Source organism: Streptomyces sp. NPDC107538 (assembly GCF_055657445.1).
In genome coordinates this window covers 827,411-846,419 of sequence record NZ_JBVKAY010000002.1, presented here as the reverse complement: position 1 = coordinate 846,419, position 19,009 = coordinate 827,411, and the positions used below count along the sequence as shown (strand labels likewise).

The 19,009-nt window shown below is 68.9% G+C and carries 18 protein-coding genes; 8 read left to right on the top strand and 10 right to left on the bottom strand.

The features are described from left to right. Positions 1–38: 38 nt before the first annotated feature. The 5 genes from ACZ7MG_RS09660 to ACZ7MG_RS09640 all read right to left on the bottom strand — a co-directional run bounded on the left by ACZ7MG_RS09660 (position 39) and on the right by ACZ7MG_RS09640 (position 3,264). Positions 39–1,232: a hypothetical protein gene (locus ACZ7MG_RS09660; protein ID WP_471385243.1), complete on the bottom strand. Its 1,194-nt coding sequence runs from the start codon at positions 1,230–1,232 to the stop codon at positions 39–41. A 1-nt stretch (position 1,233) separates the two neighbouring features. Next, entirely contained in the window at positions 1,234–2,001 is a 768-nt protein-coding gene (locus ACZ7MG_RS09655) for a DUF8175 domain-containg protein (RefSeq protein ID WP_471385245.1), read from the bottom strand. Positions 2,002–2,037: 36 nt separating this feature from the next. Beyond that, the gene (locus ACZ7MG_RS09650) at positions 2,038–2,322 is read right to left on the bottom strand and encodes a hypothetical protein (RefSeq protein WP_471385246.1); all 285 of its coding nucleotides are present in this window, start codon (positions 2,320–2,322) and stop codon (positions 2,038–2,040) included. Between the two features lie 207 nt (positions 2,323–2,529). Further along, on the bottom strand, positions 2,530–2,799 hold the full coding sequence (locus ACZ7MG_RS09645; protein ID WP_471385247.1) for a hypothetical protein: 270 nt from the start codon (positions 2,797–2,799) through the stop codon (positions 2,530–2,532). 12 nt (positions 2,800–2,811) lie between these two features. After that, on the bottom strand, positions 2,812–3,264 hold the full coding sequence (locus ACZ7MG_RS09640) for a DUF6668 family protein (RefSeq protein WP_471385248.1): 453 nt from the start codon (positions 3,262–3,264) through the stop codon (positions 2,812–2,814). Between the two features lie 321 nt (positions 3,265–3,585). On the opposite strand from ACZ7MG_RS09640, the gene ACZ7MG_RS09635 reads away from it, so the two are divergent. From ACZ7MG_RS09635 to ACZ7MG_RS09605, 7 genes are all read left to right on the top strand, one after another. Continuing rightward, the gene (locus ACZ7MG_RS09635; RefSeq protein WP_471385249.1) at positions 3,586–4,566 is read left to right on the top strand and encodes a peptidoglycan DD-metalloendopeptidase family protein; all 981 of its coding nucleotides are present in this window, start codon (positions 3,586–3,588) and stop codon (positions 4,564–4,566) included. Positions 4,567–4,660: 94 nt separating this feature from the next. Continuing rightward, positions 4,661–5,338, top strand: coding sequence for a hypothetical protein (locus ACZ7MG_RS09630; protein WP_471385250.1), 678 nt, complete (start codon positions 4,661–4,663; stop codon positions 5,336–5,338). A 74-nt stretch (positions 5,339–5,412) separates the two neighbouring features. Next, the gene (locus tag ACZ7MG_RS09625; protein WP_471385251.1) at positions 5,413–6,369 is read left to right on the top strand and encodes a hypothetical protein; all 957 of its coding nucleotides are present in this window, start codon (positions 5,413–5,415) and stop codon (positions 6,367–6,369) included. Between the two features lie 229 nt (positions 6,370–6,598). After that, the gene (locus ACZ7MG_RS09620; protein ID WP_471385252.1) at positions 6,599–7,540 is read left to right on the top strand and encodes a nucleoside hydrolase; all 942 of its coding nucleotides are present in this window, start codon (positions 6,599–6,601) and stop codon (positions 7,538–7,540) included. Further along, entirely contained in the window at positions 7,540–9,036 is a 1,497-nt protein-coding gene (locus ACZ7MG_RS09615) for an ABC transporter permease (protein ID WP_471385253.1), read from the top strand. Before ACZ7MG_RS09620 ends, ACZ7MG_RS09615 begins: the two co-directional genes overlap by 1 nt. 1,421 nt (positions 9,037–10,457) lie before the next feature. Continuing rightward, entirely contained in the window at positions 10,458–11,120 is a 663-nt protein-coding gene (locus ACZ7MG_RS09610; protein ID WP_471385255.1) for a hypothetical protein, read from the top strand. Beyond that, positions 11,110–11,682 (top strand): hypothetical protein, encoded by a 573-nt coding sequence (locus tag ACZ7MG_RS09605; protein ID WP_471385257.1) that lies wholly within the window; start codon positions 11,110–11,112, stop codon positions 11,680–11,682. Before ACZ7MG_RS09610 ends, ACZ7MG_RS09605 begins: the two co-directional genes overlap by 11 nt. A gap of 114 nt (positions 11,683–11,796) precedes the next feature. Here ACZ7MG_RS09605 and ACZ7MG_RS09600 read toward each other — a convergent pair whose 3' ends face one another. The 3 genes from ACZ7MG_RS09600 to ACZ7MG_RS09590 all read right to left on the bottom strand — a co-directional run bounded on the left by ACZ7MG_RS09600 (position 11,797) and on the right by ACZ7MG_RS09590 (position 15,327). After that, positions 11,797–12,774 carry a M28 family metallopeptidase gene (locus ACZ7MG_RS09600; protein ID WP_471385259.1) on the bottom strand — a complete coding sequence of 326 codons (978 nt, stop codon included), beginning with the start codon at positions 12,772–12,774 and terminating at the stop codon, positions 11,797–11,799. A 120-nt stretch (positions 12,775–12,894) separates the two neighbouring features. Beyond that, positions 12,895–13,869: an EamA family transporter RarD gene (rarD, locus tag ACZ7MG_RS09595; protein ID WP_471385261.1), complete on the bottom strand. Its 975-nt coding sequence runs from the start codon at positions 13,867–13,869 to the stop codon at positions 12,895–12,897. 603 nt (positions 13,870–14,472) lie between these two features. Then, entirely contained in the window at positions 14,473–15,327 is an 855-nt protein-coding gene (locus ACZ7MG_RS09590; protein WP_471385263.1) for an SDR family oxidoreductase, read from the bottom strand. A gap of 111 nt (positions 15,328–15,438) precedes the next feature. Between ACZ7MG_RS09590 and ACZ7MG_RS09585 the strand changes: the two genes are divergently transcribed. Further along, positions 15,439–15,837 (top strand): winged helix-turn-helix transcriptional regulator, encoded by a 399-nt coding sequence (locus ACZ7MG_RS09585; RefSeq protein WP_471385264.1) that lies wholly within the window; start codon positions 15,439–15,441, stop codon positions 15,835–15,837. A 90-nt stretch (positions 15,838–15,927) separates the two neighbouring features. Here the strand turns inward: ACZ7MG_RS09585 and ACZ7MG_RS09580 are convergent, their stop codons facing one another. Continuing rightward, on the bottom strand, positions 15,928–16,989 hold the full coding sequence (locus ACZ7MG_RS09580; protein ID WP_471385266.1) for a 2-oxoacid:ferredoxin oxidoreductase subunit beta: 1,062 nt from the start codon (positions 16,987–16,989) through the stop codon (positions 15,928–15,930). Then, the gene (locus ACZ7MG_RS09575) at positions 16,982–18,928 is read right to left on the bottom strand and encodes a 2-oxoacid:acceptor oxidoreductase subunit alpha (RefSeq protein ID WP_471385268.1); all 1,947 of its coding nucleotides are present in this window, start codon (positions 18,926–18,928) and stop codon (positions 16,982–16,984) included. The genes ACZ7MG_RS09580 and ACZ7MG_RS09575 overlap by 8 nt, the downstream gene beginning before the upstream one ends. Positions 18,929–19,009: the final 81 nt, after the last annotated feature.

Sequence of the window (19,009 nt, the reverse complement as noted above, 5' to 3'; positions counted from 1 at the left end):
GTCTTCCCCGGCCCGGAACAGTGTCGCGTTCCGACGGGCTACTGGTTGTGGCCCTTCATCCCGTCGTTGTCGTCGAGGGAGTTCATGACCTCTGTGGCTGCGGAGAGTTGGGCCTGCGCGACGACAGCTGCGGCCTGGACGGCGACGGCCGCGCCACCGGTCGCGGCACCCGCGGCGGCTGTTCCGCCCGCAGCACCCGCGCTCCTCGCGCCGCCCGCTGCCGCACCACCACCGGACGGGCTTCCGGCGCCTGCGGAAGGCGAGCCCTTCGGACCGGACGCGCTACTGCCTCCCCCGCCTCCACCCCCGCCACCCCCGCCACCCCCGCCGGAGCCACCCGCGAGGCTGACCGCCCCGCTGGCCACGTTGTTGGCGAAGTTGAGGGCGACCGTGCCACCGGAGGTACCGCCGAGCGCCGCCGTGGCGGGGACGATCAGCTTGAGCAGGGCCGGGAGAGCGAAGGTGGCCATGGCCAGCATGGCCATGCCTGCGATGACCTGGCCCACGTCGTTGGGGTTCCTCGTCATCGCGGTGGCCGAGTAGATGATGAGAGCGGCCGCGGGCTTGTAGAGCAGCCAGGCCGCCAGCCAGCCGACGTGCTTCTTCCACCAGCCCTCGCCCCATCCGGTCATCGACGACACGGCCGCAAGCGGAAGCGTGCCGACCAATAGGATCATGACGCCGATGCGGATGTACATCAGACAGATCTGCACGAGGGTGGAGAGGATGACGAGCAGGCCGAAGATGAGCATCAGCCCCGGGTAGTGCATCGTCATGACGCCCAGGATCGTCTCGGCCTGGTCACCGAGGTTGGACGCCTCGTAGACGTTGGCGGCATAGGTGTCCGACGCCGCGGTGAGCGCTTGCATCACCGGGACAGCGAGGGCGCCGACGAGGAGGACTCTCCACATCCCCATGAAGGCGACTTTCATCGACTCGCCTCGTCGGTCGACGGCCATCCGGATGCAGGCGAACAGCAGGGAGGCCACGGCCACATAGGCGACCAACATGTTGGTCGCTCCCTTGATCTCGAGGATCACAGGTTCTGGGCCTACCGGTTTGACGTTGATCCAGACCCCGGTGAGTGACTTGAGGACCTCCGAGGTCGCTTCGCCGATCGCCTTGGCGAAGGCCAGGACGCCACCGGCGGCGAGAGCCTCGCCGCCCGAGTTCAGGGCCCATTCCAGGCCCGAACCGATGCAGTCGAATATCAGTGCGGAGCAGTCGGCCATCTCACGCCTCCCAGGTGACGAAGCCGTTGGTACCGCTGACCTGCGCCACGCCGGAGTAGATGGTGCCGTCCGGTTCGGGGGCGAGTTTCCAATCACCGTCGTGCCAGGCCACGTTGACCGAAGCGGTGCCGTACACACCGGCATTGGGGCTGCGGACCAGGACCATCACAGTCGCGGCATCCTCGCTGTACGAGAGCACGGTGAAGCCGGAGTATCCGCTGGCTTCGGCCTTGCCCGACTTCGAACGGTCCTCCTCCTGGGAACGGCTGGCGACGAGAGCGTCGCGTCCCTTGCCGGGGACGACCTGTCGTTCGATGACCTCACGCCAGCCCGCGTAACCGAGGTGGTCGGTGATGGAATGCACGGAGAGCACCGCGCCCATCGGGGTGTGCGCGAAGCAGTACCAGACGGGGCCGTCGTACTTGGTCGGGCCGACGCTCTTCGAGACGGGGACCATAGTGGTGCCGTTGGCCTTCCACCGGAAGTCCTTGGGGACCGCGGTGGGCTTCTCCTGGTCGCTGTCGTCGGTACGGCAGCCCGCGGGGCGGGTGTCGGCGGTCCCGTCGCCGGCCTGCGTGGCGGTCGGGCTCGGGGCCGGGGTCGGATCCTGGTCCGCCTGTGTCGTCTCGTTGCCGCCGACAGCCACGCCGACGACCCCCATGAAGAGCAGGGCCAGAAGGAACGTGGCCGACAGGATCCAGCCACGCTGCTGCCAGAACGGTTTCTCCCACTCTCCGCTGCCTCCCTGAGGCTGGCCGGAGTTCACCACCGTCGATCTTCCTCTCACTGGCTCCAGAAGATCGGTCTAGAAGACGAAGTTCACGATCGGGCCGGCCGTGGCCACCAGGATGCAGCCGCCCAGAACCATGCCAAGACGGCCCATGTGCTCGGAGCCTTCACCCCGTCGCATGGAGATCGCCATCATGGCGCCGGTGATCAGCACGCCGGCCACTCCGGCCGCTGTGCCCGCCCAGGCAAGAAGGCCGAGGACGGTGTCGACCTTGCTGGTGAGGGCCTCGGGTGCATCCGCCTTGGGGGTCGGAGCGGCCAGCAATTCGTGCTGAACCTTGCCCGCGAGTGTCTTGAACATGCTTTCTCCCCGATAGTTTGGCCCTTTGGGCCGATGACGTACTGGTGGCCAAACGAGAGTGACGGCTTGAGCTTCGTTGCCCAAGCCATGTAGCGAATCAACACCCGGTGGTGACATGACCGCGACATTGGGTGGAGGTATCGTCGCATGAGGTGCTGTGGCACTCCGGCCGATCCGGTGCGCTCCGGACCTGATCGATCGGCAAGTTCAGCCCAAGAGGGAACTGACGACCGGTCCGGCCGTGGCGCCGAGTACGCAGGCGCTCATCACCAGGAGAAACTCTCGTAGGTACTCGTCGCGACCGCCGTTCCGTACGGCGATCGCCATACGGATTCCGATGAACAGCAGACCTGCCACCGCGGCGGCGGAGACAAGCCAAGCCATGTAGCCGAGAACCACGTCGAGGCTGCTGGTGACCGTGGGACTGATCTCGATGGGATCCGGCGGACTGTCGTCAAAGGGCGTGGGGGTCGCCACTGATGCTCCTCGTCATGGTCTTTCCGAATGCGGTGGCGCGTCCGTGAGCAGTCGGCTCAGCGCCGCGATCTCGCGCGGCACGGGAGTGGTGAGGTCCCCGGTCCGCCATGCGGGCACCCAAGGCACCCGGTGGACGGCGATGGCCGAGCTGATCACCTTGATGCGCTGAAGCAGTTGACGCGGCAGGCGTCCGGGTGCGTCCGCCACCAACGCCGCAGCGACGAGGGTGAGTCCTGGCGGTTGTTCCCCGCGCCGGAAGAGATCGAGTGTCTGGGACACCGCCAGCAGCCCGGCGGCATGCGTACGGGCCACCAACACCACGGAGCCAGGCTCTCCTCGGTCTGGCCGGGGCCAGGCGCGGCCGATGTCGACGCCGCCGAAGACGGTGGCCAGCGTCGACGCACCCGCCCCACCGTGAACGGCCACCCAGGCCAACTGGTCCCGGACCGCCGGAACTTCCACCACGGGCGGAGGTGGTGCCGGTTGCCCAGGCGTTGCGACCGGGCCCCGAAGCCAGATTTCCGGTCCGCCTGGCGTGCTCCCTTGCACCGCCGGTGCTCCCCCCGTGCTGGATTACGGATTACGGTTTGATGATCTCTGATGTCAGAGTGACAGGTAATACCACGCGATGCCTTGGGACAAGTTCGTGACCCGGTGGTTACTTACGCGAAGGCCGTTGCTTGTGAGACTCAACTGACCGTGTCGCACGGCTACTTGATCCGAGGGGAGCGAATGTCGCAGAACGGGGGAAGCCCGACCACATGGGTGGTGCTGGGCGGAGTGGCGATGATCATATTTCCTGTGGTCATGATGGTCGGCGTGGGAGGTGACGTCGAAGCCGAGGCGCAAGGGAGCGGCGTGGGCGAGGGCCTCAGCGACGGCGCGGTACCCGCCCAGTACGTTCCCTGGGTCCTGAAGGCCGGTGCGATGTGCGACGTGATCAAACCGGCTGTCATCGCGGCCCAGATCGAGGCCGAGTCGGGCTGGAACCCCAATGCCAAGTCGCCGGTGGGGGCGGAGGGTTTGTCCCAGTTCATGCCCGGCACCTGGACGACGTGGGGCAGGGACGATGACGGCAACGGCCGTGTGTCGCCGTACGACCCGGGTGACGCGATCATGGCGCAAGGGCGCTATGACTGCGCCCTCGCCAAGCAGGTCGAGGGATACAAGAAGAACGGGCAGGCGTCCGGCGAGACCCTCGATCTGACGCTCGCCGCGTACAACGCCGGTCCGGGAGCGGTTGAGCAGTACGGAGGCATACCGCCGTACACCGAGACGCGGAACTACGTTGTTCGCATCAAGTCGCTCATATCGAAGTACGAGTCGGTCGACGATCCGCCGGGTGAGATCCCCGCAGGCCAGCGGATGGCCGCACCGCTGCGGGGCAAGCTGCTGGTCACTTCGCCCTACGGCATGCGCATGCACCCGACCCTGCATGTCTACAAGCTGCACACGGGCATCGACTTCGGGGCACCCGCGGGCACGCCGTTCCTCGCCGCCCTGGACGGCAAGGTGACCTTCGCCGGCTGGTCCAACGGCTACGGCAACCGTGTGGTCATCTCCCACGGCACGATCAACGGCAAGAAGGTCACCACGACGTACAACCACATGTCGGCCATCGCTGTCTCCGTCGGGCAGCAGGTCAAGGTCGGCCAGCGGGTCGGAGCGGTCGGCTCCACGGGCTTTTCGACCGGTCCGCACGCCCACTTCGAAGTCACGGAGAATGAGAAGTACGTGGATCCGGCACCGTGGCTGGGGCTGAAGTAGTGGAAGAGGGGACCCCATGAGGACGGCGGAGACACGAACACACGCGGGTGGGCCTGCTCGGCAGGCACGTCTTGGCCGTACCCTGCGCAGGGCCATGACCGGGCTGCTCACGTCTGCCACCGGACTCGCTCTGCTGTCGGGATGCGGACTGCCCGATCACCGCCAGATCGACACCGGACAGAATGGCGGGTCATCGGTAACGGCGAAGCCCTCCATCGCCCCCAAGGCGCCGGTGCCGTCCGGAAAACCGCTCGGCCTCGACGCGCATGTGCCCGTGCAGAGAGCCGTGGATGACAACGACGCCACCGCGGTCTCCCAGGCGTGGGCCGAGTTGGCGTACGGCTACGACACGAAGTACGACGCGAGCCCCCACGACGCCCTGCTGCGCGCGACGCGCTGGTGTACGAAGGGTCGGGCCAAGATCGAGCGCTCCTACCGTGCGGCGAGCGGCCCTGGGGACGATTGGATCGTCTGGGCGCGGCATCAGGCCTGGACCACGGTGACGGCGAGCGTCGAGTTGGAGGACGACGCTCCCAAGGACGGCGCGAAGGTCGCCTACCGCAACCTCGTCGTGGAGGGGGAGGCACAGGGCCGGGACGGTTGGAGCGGCCGAGGCCCGCGGCTCAACGCCTACCTCAAGCTGGTACGTTCTGCCTCGGGCAAAGCTTGGCGTGTGGATGATGTGAACGTGGTCGAGGCTGTGGACCCGCCGAGCCCGGAGAGTCCGTCCGCCTCCGCCACCGGCACCCCCGCGCACTCTTCCGCCCAGTGAGGGAAGCAATGTCCAGATTCGGTCGCGGCGAGAAGCAGCGTCCCGGGAGCCGGCCCGAGCCCGGACAAGATCCCGTGTCGGCGCTCACCCCCATCGAGGTGCACGTGCCGGTGCACGGACAGGTCACAGTGGGTGGTCTGCCCGTTGCCGCCGGCCCCGGTGAGAGCGTTCAGGACGCGGTTTTGAACTATCTCCACCGGCTCGTGCTCGCCACGGGGCATGCGGTGAACGCGACGATCCACGACGAGCGCATCGGGTTCAGTACTCCACTGAAGGTCGTCGCGGACGGATCGAGCCATTTCGCGGGCGAGCCGGTGCCGTTGGCCGTGGACGCGGTCACGGCAACCGTCCGGACAGCCGACGAGCCAGGGCGGAGCCCCGTGCCGCAACAGGCGACGCATGTGCCGACTCCTGCTGCCGCGATGCCCGAACCGAGTACGAAGCTGCCCCCCGCAGAGGGGCCCGCACCGGCGCCGGAGCCCGCCGTGCGCGTTGCCCCAGAGCCCGCCACCGCATCCGCGGCCCTCGCCGAGCCCCGGACGGCTTCTGCCTCCACGACCGCTTCAGTCGCCCCGTCGCTCTTGGCCGAGCCTGTCCTGCGGATCAACGAGGCCGTTCAGCGAGGCCGGATCGAGTCGGCGGCGGCGATGGCGGAACAGAGCATCGCGTCGGCGACGAAGTCCTTGGGAGAAGATCACCCCGAAGTGCTCCAGTTGCGTGAACTGGCCGCCTACATAGCCTACTTGGCGGGTGACGCGCAGCGGTCCTTCGCTCTGTCCATAGATCTCGCCAAGATACGCAGACGGCAAGGAGACGTACGGGCCTATGTCAACGTGCAGAGCGCGGCCGCAGCGTGGCGAGCCGTGCGAGACCCGTCGCAAGGACTGACCATAGGGCGAGAACTGATCAGTTTGTGGAGCGAGTTGGTCGTCGACGGCGGCGGCCCGGCCGGTGCCGACATGCAGCAGCTTGAGGCGGCCCGCGCCCGCATGGACCGCCTCACCGAACGCGCACGCCGAGCAAGGCAATGACCTCACTGGCGAGTTGAGGCTGCGCTGTTTTCCAGGCCGCTGTTTCTCCGTCCCGTCAGTCCGGGGCGGAGAAACAGCGGCACCGCCAAAAGAGAAAGAGAAGGTGGACATGGGCGAGAGCCGTGATGACGAACCCGTCTCCCGAGAGGACATCCGAGCCGAGTGGCGTGCACTCGTCGAATTGGGGGAAGCCCTTCCGGGGTCGGGCCTGGACGCACTGAGTGCCCAGATGCGAGCCACGGGGAATTGGCCGGAGGACCTCCGCACCGCGCCGGTGATCATCGATACGGACATCGGCGGGGACGCCGACGACGCCCTGGCGGTCGCGGCTGCGGCTCGTTCCGTGCCGCAACTGGCCCTTGTGCTGACCAGCGACGAGACCGGACCGGCCATCGGCTACGGGGCGCGGGCGAGGTTCGCCAGGATGCTGCTGGACCTGACCGGGCGTACCGATGTCGCGGTCGCCTCAGGTGTCTCTCTCGGGGACACCAAGTACTTCTGTGCGGAGGGCCTGGTGCCCGATGACCTGCCTGCGCAGCCGACTGATGTCGTAGCTGCCGTGCGAGCGGTGTGTGCGGCCGTGCCGGGACCCGTGCGGTGGGTCGGCATGGGCCCGCTCAGCAATCTCGCGCTGGTTCTGGACGCCGCTCCCGAACTGGCTTCCCGGCTCCACGTCACCCAGATGGGCGGTGCCCTGAACTACCGCGACCCCAGCCGGGCCGAGCACAACTTCCGGCTGGACGTTCCGGCCGTGCACAGGGTCTTCGACGCGGTGGGTAAGGGCCTGCTGCCGACGCCGTACTTCGTCACCTCTGAGGTCACGTTCAACACGGCCATCGAGATCACGCCCGACCACCCGGTCCACGGGGTACTTGCCGCACCCGGTGCGCCTGGATGGGCCGCCCTGTTGGTGGCACACATGCGGCAGTGGTTCGAACGCTTCCACGCGGGCACGATTCAGCACGACGCACTGACTCTGTCGGCAGCGCTCCGACTGCCCTTCGTGGAGTTCGACAAGATGCCCGTAGCGGTGGACGGCATCGGACGAACCACCCGCTCCGGGGAGGGTGTGCCGGTCTGGCTGAGCCTGTCCGCCCATTACCCCGCCTTCATGCAGTGGCTCGCACCACGACTGGACCCGGCCTGGAAGCTGGCTGAAGAGGGATCCTGATGAATCTGCGTCCGGTTGACGAACTCTACGGCCAAGTGGCCGACATCCACGCTGCCTATGGTCTTGAGGACTCCGCACAGCGGCAAGCGGTGGACGAGGCGTACACGGCCTTCCGCGAGCACAGCGCGCCCTTCATGGTGTCCGTTGCTTCGGACATGCTCGACGACCTGCGCGTCGACGTCCGGCAGAACCCCGACAGAGTGATCGCCTTCCTCGGCCGGGACGGTCACAGCCTGGCCGCGGCCGTGCGGGGGCTGGATCCGGAGTTCTTCGACCGGCACTGCCGTGAAGTGGTGGTGTCCAGGGCAGTGGTCGATGCGGCGCTCCAGGACCTGGAGAAAAACGTCGGAGCGAGTTTTCCACAGGCCGAGGCCTTCCGAGGTGCCCGCAGGAAGGTGGACCCGGCGGATGTCGACGGTTCCTACCGGCACCTCACGGACTACCTCCGTGCCTCGGGAGTTCCGATGGGGCTGCCGGACAGTTCGGTCACGGTGGTGGACACCAGCTTCAAGGGCACGGTGCAGGAGCTGATGTCGGCGGCCTATCCGCAGACGGAGATCCAGGGCAGGTATGCGTTTCTGGCACTGTCCCCGGAGGACCCGCACCCTGAGGCCAAACAGGGCTACGTCTTCCACCAGGAACCGGACGCTGTCTGGCAGGGACTTCCTCAGTCGTATCTTCCTGAGCAGCGTTCGCAGACCTTCGGTAACCAGGACGCGCTCGGTGTGATCGAGGAGACGTTGCACGGGCCGATGGGCAGTCCGGTGAACGTCACCGCACAGGGCCCTCAGCAACTGCCGCAACAGTTGGACCAGCAGCCGCTGGTGGGCATCAATCCGGTGCGCGTCGCGGAGCAGTACCGCGATCCGAAGGTGCGTGAAGCCGTCAAGGCGGCCGCTGTGCTTGCTGTGCACGACAGCGCGGTGGAGACCGCCCGCAGCCGCGACGCGGGTCGCGACTGGAAGAGCGAACTCCAGCAGTCACGGGAGAGGTTCACCGACCAGGTGCGGTCCTGGGTGTCCAGGGACGGGCAGACCGACGGCAAGCTCTCCGTTGTCCTGGACAGCTTCGTCAGACGTGGCGACAAGAACGTCGTCAAGGATCTGGACAAGGCGCTCAAACACGCAGGTGTGAACCAGCAGGCGGCCGAACCGCTCTGGCAGCGGTTCGGTGAGTTGAAGACCCTCGAAGAGAAGAAGCGATTCGCCAAGGACGCCACCACGCCGACGCCCGGCAGCGGCAAGACCCCGCAGGAGCACCTGCGCGGGGTCGTGAGCGCATCAGGGGTATCTCGCTCGCCGCAGGCCGGCAGCGGGGGAACATCGGTGGCCAGGGCAGCGGGACTCCACCTGAAGGGAGGGGCTCCGGGCACTCCTGGATCGCAGAACTCCTCGAACCAGCAGACCGGCAGGACTGCCGGCACAGGGTCCTGGCGGGTGCCCCGGCAGCCCGGGCCACCACAGCCGGGTGCCGGCAATGGAGGGCCGAAGCGCTGAACCATGTGTCACCGGGCTGAGGTGACCAGGCTTCTGCGACGTGTCTGTGACGCCGCGGTGACGTGAAACTGTGAGCGAGCCGGGAGACTGGGTACCAAACGTGGCCGGTTCCCCGGCACGACAGAGTGAGGGAACAGATGCGTCGACTCAGCCGGGAGAAGAAGCGGGAACAGAAGCGCTCGGCCGCCCCGGCAGCGGTGCCGGTCGACGTCCACGTTCCCGCGGTCGGTCCCGGCGCGGGCGCTGCATGGATCGGAGGCGTATCGGTTGTTGCGGCGCAGGGCCAGGAGATCCAGGACGCAGTCCTTCGGTATCTCCACCGCATTGCCCTTGCTGCCGGTCACCCCGTACATGCGACGGTGCACGACGAGCGGATCGGGTACGTGGTGCCGTTGCGGGTGTGTGTGGACGGTGCCAGCCAGTATGCCGGTGAGCCGGTGCGGGTCGGAGAGACGGTGCACGCCCCGGGGGTGATTGCCGAGCGAGAGCCGGTCGGCGAGGGCACGCCCGCGTTTGTCGCTGAGCGGCCTTCGGACACCTCTGTCGCAGCCGTGCGTCCGGAGGTCCCGCTGACAGCGCGCCGCGACAGGCCGACCCATGTACTGCGTGCCGTGCCGGAGTCGGCAGTACCGGAACAGGCAGTTGGGCCCGAAGCTCCCCCAGTGTCACGGACCGCTGAGGGGCCGTGGCATGAGTTCGAGGGGCCCGTGGAGAGCTGGGCAACCGAGCCGTCAGCCTCGGCCGAGATGGCCTCGACAAGGCACGGCCCCGCCATGTCACCCGTACCTGAAGCGGCACCACAGGCCGGGCCGACAGCGGCTTCGGAAGCCCCGCACGGACAGTCACAGCACAGCGGACCCGCACTCGTCGATCCCTCCCGTCCGACGAAGCGGGAGCCGAGCACGATGCGGCTGACAGCGGCGGAGCCGGTGGCCGAGGCGGAGTCCCTCGCTCCTGTGACACCTGAGCGGCCGAACACGGAGCCCCGGACGATGCCTCTCGCTGCGGCAAGTCAAGGGCAGCCGGGGTCGGTGACCGGTCGTGTCGCGCCGTCCACGTTCGTCCTACGCAAGGTTCCGGAACCGAAGGGACCGCCCCAGCAGTCGCCGGGGGCATCGAGCCTCCCCCAGGTACCCCCCCGTAGCACGGCCGACGCCGACAGCACCACTCCGGCATCCGTCGGAAGGCAGGGCGCGGCTCCGGCCGTAGGTACGGTCGCACCCCCGACGGGCGAGTTCGGCCCGCTCACCGAACCCGTGCCCGCCCCGGACCCGCAACCGTGGCCGTCGAACGAGGGGGAGGGGCAAGTTCCTGGCCCGGCGTACGGAGCTCCTTCCGATTCGGGGGAGTCCGAGGAGCCGAGGCTTTTCTCGCTGGAGCCTCAGGCCTGGCCGCCGACCCGCCATCAGACACCTGCCCCGATGCCCGTGGTCCACCCCCCGGCCTCCGCGCTCCCCTCTCCGGAGGAGTCCGCGACGGACAGCTACTGTGCTCCCGAATGGAAGGTCGAGGAAGAAGACCCTGGCCCCAAACCCGCTCCTGTACGGGAGTTCGACGCGGTCGCCGAAGCCGTACTGGAGCCGGAGGAGACGAACGGCGGTGCGGTCTCCCCTCTCGCGGAGTCCATGGCACGCATCAACGAGGCGGTGAAGCTGGGCCGCATCCAGGAAGCCGCAGAGATGGCAGAGACGACCCTCGCGCAGGCGACCGCGACCCTGGGCCCGCAGCACCCGGAGGTGCTCAAGCTCCGCGAACTCACCGCCTACATCGCCTACTTGGCCGGTGACGCGCTCCGCTCCTTCCACCTCTCGCTCGACCTGGCCGGCCTCCGTCACCGACTGCGTGATCAGCGGGCCGCGTACGGCAACATCCAGAGCGCGGCGGCCGCTTGGCGCGCGGTCCGAGATCCGCTCCAGGGTCTGCACCTGGGCCGAGATCTGATCGCCGTCTGGGCCGACCTCGCCGCCGAGGCCGGCCCCGCCGCCGACGACCTGGAGCAATTGGAAAAGGCCCGCGCTCGCATGACTCGCCTCACCGAACGGGCCCGCGCCCTCGACCCCACCCCCTACGCTCATGGTCAGTAACCACGACAGAGCACCGGGGGCCCAGGGAGCCGAGGCGCGTGGCGCGGAAGCCCACCGGGCCCTCGCCGCCCGCCTTCGCTCCCCACGCCCAAGGGTCGAGGTCACCTTCAACGAGTTGACGGGCACGATGAGTTGGCGCCCGCTGGACCGTACTCCACACCGTCCCGACGCTCGGCGCGGCGGCTCCGGTGCGCCGCCCCGTGGTATCACCGGAACCACGCCTTGGACCACCCGAGCCGCAGCCCTCCGTTCCGCCGGACTCGACCCATCCCGCGCGTCCGCGCAGGGCGCCGCCTCCATCCCGACACACCCCGCGGCCGTACGGGCCGCCCTGAGTGTCGACATCACCACGCTCGCGCCGGAGCAGCACCGGAGCCATCTGGCCCGGCTCGGCGCACTCCGCTCCACCGTGGCCGCCGACCTCGCCCACGGCACCCGTATGCCCACTGCGGTCGCGTCCCGTCTCAAGTCGACCAACCCGACCCCTGCCCACACCCACGCCCTCACCGCGCGAACCGCCGCCGCCGCGACCCGCCCACCGGCTCACCGCCCGTCGCGTTGACCCGTGCCCGCGCTCCATCCCGGGGCGCACACTAAGCACCCGGGGCCGGCCACGGCGCTCCCCACCGACCGGCCGACCCCGGAACCCACAACCGCAATCCCTTACGACCAACTCCTACTCGGACAACTCCCACACCGCGTACGCCAGCGCATCCCCGTTCCGGTCGAGCGCCGTGTCGTTGATGTTGGACGTGGTGTCGCACGAGGAGTGGTAGCAGCGGTCGAACGCCTGCCCAGACGTACCACCCCACTTGGCGACCTGCGCGGCCGTCTTCGCCCGGCTCGCCCCGGTGAAGAGCCCGCCCACGGGAACGCCCGCGCTCTTGAAGGGCGCGTGGTCGGACCGTCCGTCCCCCTCGGTCTCGATCTCGGTCGCGACCCCGATCCCCGTGAAGTAGTCCTTGAAGGTCTGCTCGATGACGGGGTCGTCGTCATAGACGAAGTACCCGGGGTTCGGCGAGCCGATCATGTCGAAGTTGAGGTAGCCGCTGATCCGGGCCCGGTTGGCCGTGGACAGGTTGTTGACGTAGTAGCGGGAGCCGACGAGCCCCAGTTCCTCCGCGCCCCACCAGGCGAACCGCAGATGCTTCGTGGGCTGGTAGTTCGCGCGGGACACGGCCAGTGCGGCCTCCAGCACGGCGGCGGAGCCCGAGCCGTTGTCGTTGATGCCGGCTCCGGTGGTGACACTGTCCAAGTGTGAACCGGCCATGACAACCTGATTCGTGTCGCCGCCGGGCCAGTCCGCGATCAGGTTGTAGCCGGTACGGCCGCCGGACGTGAAGGTCTGCGTGGTGGTGACGAAGCCCGCCGCGTCGAGCTTGCCCTTCACATAGTTCAGGGAGGCGAGATAGCCGGCGCGGCCGTGCGCCCGGTTGCCGCCGTTGGCCGTGGCTATGGACTGGAACTGGCCCAGGTGGGCCTTGACGTTGGCCACGGGAAGATTGGGAGCGGCGGCGATCGCGGCGTCTCGGGCGGGGGCCGCCTGGTCGGGGGCGGGTGCCGCCCCCGCCATGGACCCGCCGGCGAACAGCGTGGCCACCGCGACGGCGGCGGCGACGGTGGCGCGTCCCGTGGCTGGAACAGAGAGCTTCATAGTGGGGGGCTCCGAATTCCATGGGGAACGCCATGGACGACACTGTTGATGTGTCCATGGCGAACCCGGTGAATGGGGTGCCTGGATGGTGCGGCGGATACTGACTCTCCGTCAAGGGTGCTATTTGGCCAGCGGGGTTCGCGCCTCGACGGCGCCGACCGCCTCGGCCTCGGCGGTGACGACCAGCTCCGCCATCCGCCGCCGCGCCGCCCGGGCCGTACGCAGCGCGTCCCACGTCAGCAGCGACAGGGCCAGCCACACCAGCGCGAAGCCGGCCCACCGCTCGGGCGGCATGGCCTCACCGAAGTACCAGACGCCCAGCAGGAACTGGAACACCGGCGCCAGATACTGCAGCAGCCCCAGCGTGGACAGCGGCACCCGGATCGCTGCCGCCCCGAAGCAGACCAGCGGCAGCGCGGTCACCAGTCCGGTCGCGGCGAGCAGCAGTGCGTGGCCGGTGCCCTCCGCCCCGAACGTGGCGTCTCCGCGCGACCCCAGCCACAGCAGATAGGCCAGCGCGGGCAGGAACTGGATCGCGGTCTCCGCGGCCAGCGACTCGACCCCGCCCAGGTTGACCTTCTTCTTGACCAGCCCGTACGTGGCGAAGGAGAAGGCGAGGCAGAGGGAGATCCACGGCGGGCGCCCGTAGCCGATGGTGAGGACGAGGACGGCCGCGAAGCCGACGCCGACCGCGGTCCATTGCGCGGGCCGCAGCCGCTCCTTCAGCAGCAACACACCGATGGCGATGGTGACGAGCGGGTTGATGAAGTAGCCGAGGGAGGCCTCGACCACCTGGTGGGTGTTGACGGCCCAGATGTACACGCCCCAGTTGATGGTGATCACCGCCGCGGCGACGGTGATCAGGGCGAGCTTGCGGGGCTGCCGCAGCAGCTCACCGGCCCAGGACCAGCGCCGCAGCACCAGCAGCAGGACGCCGACGACGGCGAGGGACCAGACCATGCGGTGGGCGAGGATCTCCACCGCGCCGGACGGCTTGAGCAGGGGCCAGAACAGGGGGACGAGCCCCCACATCCCATACGCGGCGAAGCCGTTCAGCAGTCCTATCCGGTGTTCGCCCCTCGACTGCGCCGCCACGGCCCCTCCTCCTCACCCGGCCGCGCCACCGCGACCCCCAGCCTCCCGAAGGTAACGCCGAGCACCCCCGGATGTCATGCCCGTATCGCCATACGGTCATGACATCCGGGGGTGAAGCACACCCAACCCGCCGCCCACGCTCTCAACGGCTCCCGTTAGCCCCCGTCGCCCGCCCCTGCAGAGGGCCAACTCCCGAATCCCGACGCGAGCCACATCTCCAACGGTCCTCAACCTCCGGCGACAGCCACATCTCCTGCGCCCCAAGCCCTCCGGCGGCGACCGCACATCCAGCGATCCGAGCCTCGGTGGCGGCCGCGCCTCCTGTGACTCAAGCCCGCCGGTGCCGACCGCGCCTCCTGTGGCCCAAGCCCTCGGTGGCGGCCGCGCCTCCTGTGACTCAAGCCCCGGGTGGCGACCACATCGCCAGCGGTCCAAGCCGCAGGCGGCGGCCACACCTCCAGCGGCTCAAGCCCTCGGTGCCGACCGCACCTCCTGTGACCCAAGCCCCCGCTGCCGGCCACATCGCCAGCGGCTCAAGCCCCCGGCGTCGGCCACACCCTCACCGACCTCACCCCCCGCCCCGGCCGCAGCCCGAGGCCCCGCTCAACCCTTCAGCGCCACCGCGATCGAGTCGGCGATCGGCGTGGTCGGGCGGCCGATGAGGCGGGTGAGGTCGCCGGAGGTGACGACCAGCTCGCCCTTCTCGACGGACGCGTCGACGCCCGCGAGGATCGCGGCCAGCGGCTCCGGAACCCCGGCCCCGGTCAGAATCCCGGCGAAGACCTCGACGGAGACCGCGTTGTTCGCTATCTCCTTGCCGGTCTGCCCGCTCAGCTCGGCCGCGTACTCGGCGAAGCTCCAGGCGACGTCGCCGCCCAGCTCGTACGTCTGGTTCTCGTGCCCCTCACCGGTCAGTACGGCCACCGCCGCGGCCGCGTAGTCCGCACGCGCCGCGGAGGAGACCCGGCCCTCACCGGCCGCGTGGGTGACGGCGTTGAACTGCAGCACCGGCGCCAGCTGCTCGGTGTAGTTCTCGTTGTACCAACCGTTGCGCAGCAGGGCGTACGGCAGACCGGAGGCGAGCAGCGCCTTCTCGGTGCCCCGGTGGTCGTCGGCGAGCGCGGCCGTCAGGCCGCCCGGCGCGCTGGTGTAGGCGAGGAGCGCGACCCCGGCCGCCTTGGCGGCGTCGATCACGACCTGGTGCTGGCCGACCCGGCCCTTGTCGAACTCGTTGCCGGAGATCAGCAGCACCTTGTCACCGGCGGCGAAGAGGCCGGCGAAGGTCTCGGGGGCGTTGTAGTCGGCGATCGCGATCTTCACACCGCGCGCGGCGAACCCGGCACCCTTCTCCTCGCTGCGGACGACGGCCGTGATCTGCTCGGCCGGAACCTTCTCCAGCAGTCCTTCGACTACCAACTTGCCGAGGTGTCCGGTGGCTCCGGTGACGACGATGCTCATGGTGAAACTCCTCCAGGGGGGCGGGATGTGCCACTAACCCTAGGAGGTGCGCTAACTCTTCGAAAGTACCCACTTTGAAGTAAGGTACTGGTGTTGAAGTAAGGTACTGGCATGGCCGTGAGCAAGGTGATCCCGCAGCCCGTCGGCAAGTACGACACGCCGGACGGCGAGGGCATGTGCCCCTACCGCCTGGTCCTCGAACACGTGACGTCCCGCTGGGGCGTCCTCGTCCTCATCGAGCTGCTGGAGCGCCCGTACCGCTTCAGCGAGCTGCGCCGGGCCATCGGCCGGGTCAGCGAGAAGATGCTGACCCAGACCCTCCAGACGCTGGAGCGCGACGGCCTGGTCCACCGCGACGCCAAGCCCGTCATCCCGCCCCGCGTCGACTACTCCCTCACCGACCTAGGCCGCGAGGCCGCCGAGCAGGTACGCGCCCTGGCGACCTGGACCAAGGACCGCATGGACGCCGTACAGCAGGCCCGCGAGGCGTACGACGAGTCCCGGGCCTGAGGCCGCGCCCGGGCCGGAGGCCGCGCCGGAACCTGAGGCCGTAAGTCCGTCCGGCGCTCCGCCCATCCGCCCATCCGCCCGTCCCCGAGGTCACCCCACGACGGTCCAGGTGTCCCCGCCCGCCAGCAGCGCCGCCAGATCACCCTTGCCGTGCTGCTCGACCGCGGAGTCGAGCTGCTCGGACATCTGGGTGTCGTAGACGGGCCGCCGCACGGACCGCAGGACACCGATCGGGGTGTGGTGGAGGGTGTCCGGGTCTGCCAGCCGGGACAGCGCGAACGCGGTGGTCGGGGACGCGGCGTGCGCGTCGTGGACCAGGATCCGCGACTCGTTCTCCGCCGTCACGGTGACCACCTTCAGATCCCCGGTCGCCTCGTCCCGTACGACCCCCCGCGCGCCCTCCGCGCCGAACCGGATCCGCTCGCCGTGCTCCAGCCGGATCACCGCCTCCTCGGCCTGCTGCCGGTCCTTGAGGACCTCGAAGGCGCCGTCGTTGAAGATGTTGCAGTTCTGGTAGATCTCCACCAGGGCCGTGCCGGGGTGGGCGGCGGCCTGCCGCAGCACCTCCGTCAGATGCTTGCGGTCGGAGTCCACGGTCCGCGCCACGAACGACGCCTCCGCCCCGATCGCCAGCGACACCGGGTTGAAGGGCGCGTCCAGCGACCCCATGGGCGTGGACTTGGTGACCTTCCCGACCTCGGAGGTGGGGGAGTACTGGCCCTTCGTGAGGCCGTAGATGCGGTTGTTGAAGAGCAGGATCTTCAGGTTCACATTGCGGCGCAGGGCGTGGATCAGATGGTTGCCGCCGATGGACAGCGCGTCACCGTCACCGGTCACCACCCACACCGACAGGTCACGGCGCGAGGTGGCGAGGCCGGTCGCGATCGCCGGCGCCCGCCCGTGGATGGAGTGCATCCCGTAGGTGTCCATGTAGTACGGGAAGCGGGAGGAGCAGCCGATCCCGGAGACGAAGACGATGTTCTCCTTCGCCAGGCCCAGCTCGGGCATGAAGCTCTGGACGGCGGCGAGGATCGCGTAGTCGCCGCAGCCGGGGCACCAGCGCACTTCCTGGTCGGACTTGAAGTCCTTCATGGACTGCCGGGCGGCGGCCTTGGGGACCAGCTGCAGCAGCTCGTTGCCGATGTCAGCCATCGATGGCCTCCTTGAGAGCCGTGGCGAGCTGCTCCGCCTTGAACGGCATGCCGTTCACCTGGTTGTAGGAGTGGGCGTCGACCAGGTACTTCGCCCGGATCAGCGTGGCGAGCTGGCCGAGGTTCATCTCGGGGATCACCACCTTGTCGTAGCGCCCGAGCACCGTGCCCAGATTCCGCGGGAAGGGGTTGAGGTGCCGTAGATGGGCCTGGGCGATGGACTCCCCGGCCGTCCGCAGCCGCCGTACCGCCGCGGTGATCGGCCCGTACGTCGAGCCCCAGCCCAGGACCAGGGTCCGGGCCTCGTGCGGATCGTCGACCTCGATGTCGGGGACGTCGATCCCGTCGATCTTCGCCTGCCGGGTGCGGACCATGAAGTCGTGGTTGGCCGGGTCGTAGGAGATGTTGCCCGTGCCGTCCTGCTTCTCGATGCCGCCGATGCGGTGTTCGAGGCCGGGGGTGCCCGGGATCGCCCAGGGGCGGGCGAGGGTCCGGGGGTCGCGCTTGTAGGGCCAGAAGACCTCGGTGCCGTCGTCCAGGGTGTGGTTGGGGCCCTGGGTGAACTGCACGGTCAGGTCTGGGAGTTCGGCGGTCTCGGGGATGCGCCAGGGCTCGCTGCCGTTGGCCAGGTAGCCGTCCGAGAGCAGGAACACGGGGGTGCGGTACGTCAGCGCGATCCGGGCGGCCTCGATGGCCGCGTCGAAGCAGTCGGCCGGGGTGCGCGGCGCGACCACCGGCACCGGGGCCTCGCCGTTGCGGCCGTACATGGCCTGGAGCAGATCCGCCTGCTCGGTCTTGGTGGGCAGCCCGGTGGACGGCCCGCCGCGCTGGATGTCGACGACGATCAGCGGCAGTTCGAGCGAGACGGCGAGCCCGATCGTCTCCGACTTCAGCGCCACACCCGGCCCGGAGGTCGTCGTGACCGCCAGCGACCCCCCGAACGCGGCCCCCAGCGCCGCCCCTATCCCGGCGATCTCGTCCTCCGCCTGGAAGGTCCGCACACCGAAGTTCTTGTGCCGGCTCAGCTCGTGCAGGATGTCCGAGGCCGGGGTGATCGGATAGGAGCCCAGGTAGAGCGGCAGATCGGCCTGCCGGGAGGCTGCGATCAGCCCGTACGACAGTGCCAGGTTCCCGGAGATGTTCCGGTACGTGCCGACGGGGAAGGCCTGGGTCGCCGGGGCGATCTCGTACGAGACCGCGAAGTCCTCGGTGGTCTCCCCGAAGTTCCAGCCCGCGCGGAACGCCGTCAGGTTCGCCTTCATGATCTCGGGCTTCTTGGCGAACTTGGCCGCCAGGAACTTCTCGGTGCCCTCGGTCGGCCGGTGGTACATCCATGACAGGAGGCCGAGCGCGAACATGTTCTTGCTGCGCTCGGCCTCCTTGCGGCTGAGGTCGAATTCCTTGAGGGCCTCGACGGTCAGGGTGGTCAGCGGCACCGGATGGACGCTGTATCCGTCCAGCGAGCCGTCCTCCAGCGGACTGACCGCGTACCCGACCTTCTGCATCGCCCGTTTGGTGAACTCGTCCGTGTTGACGATGATCTCCGCGCCGCGCGGTACGTCCCCGATGTTCGCCTTCAGGGCGGCCGGGTTCATGGCGACGAGCACGTTGGGGGCGTCGCCCGGGGTGAGGATGTCGTGGTCGGCGAAGTGCAGCTGGAAGCTGGAGACGCCCGGGAGGGTACCGGCGGGGGCGCGGATCTCGGCGGGGAAGTTCGGCAGGGTGGAGAGGTCGTTGCCGAAGGAGGCCGTTTCGGAGGTGAAGCGGTCGCCGGTGAGCTGCATCCCGTCACCGGAGTCCCCGGCGAACCGAATAATCACCCGATCGAGTCGGCGGACATCCTTCGTCCCCGCCGTCCCCGCCGGATTGCGCTGTTCTCTCAGTTCTCCCAGAGCGGCTTCGTCGGCCTGCTCCGCTGGGCTGCTGACCTGGCTGGTCACTGAACTGGACCTCCCTTGAGGCGGCTGTCCGGGAACGGCCGACCCGCCGGCCCTCCCAAGACCAACACTACGTCGGCGGGG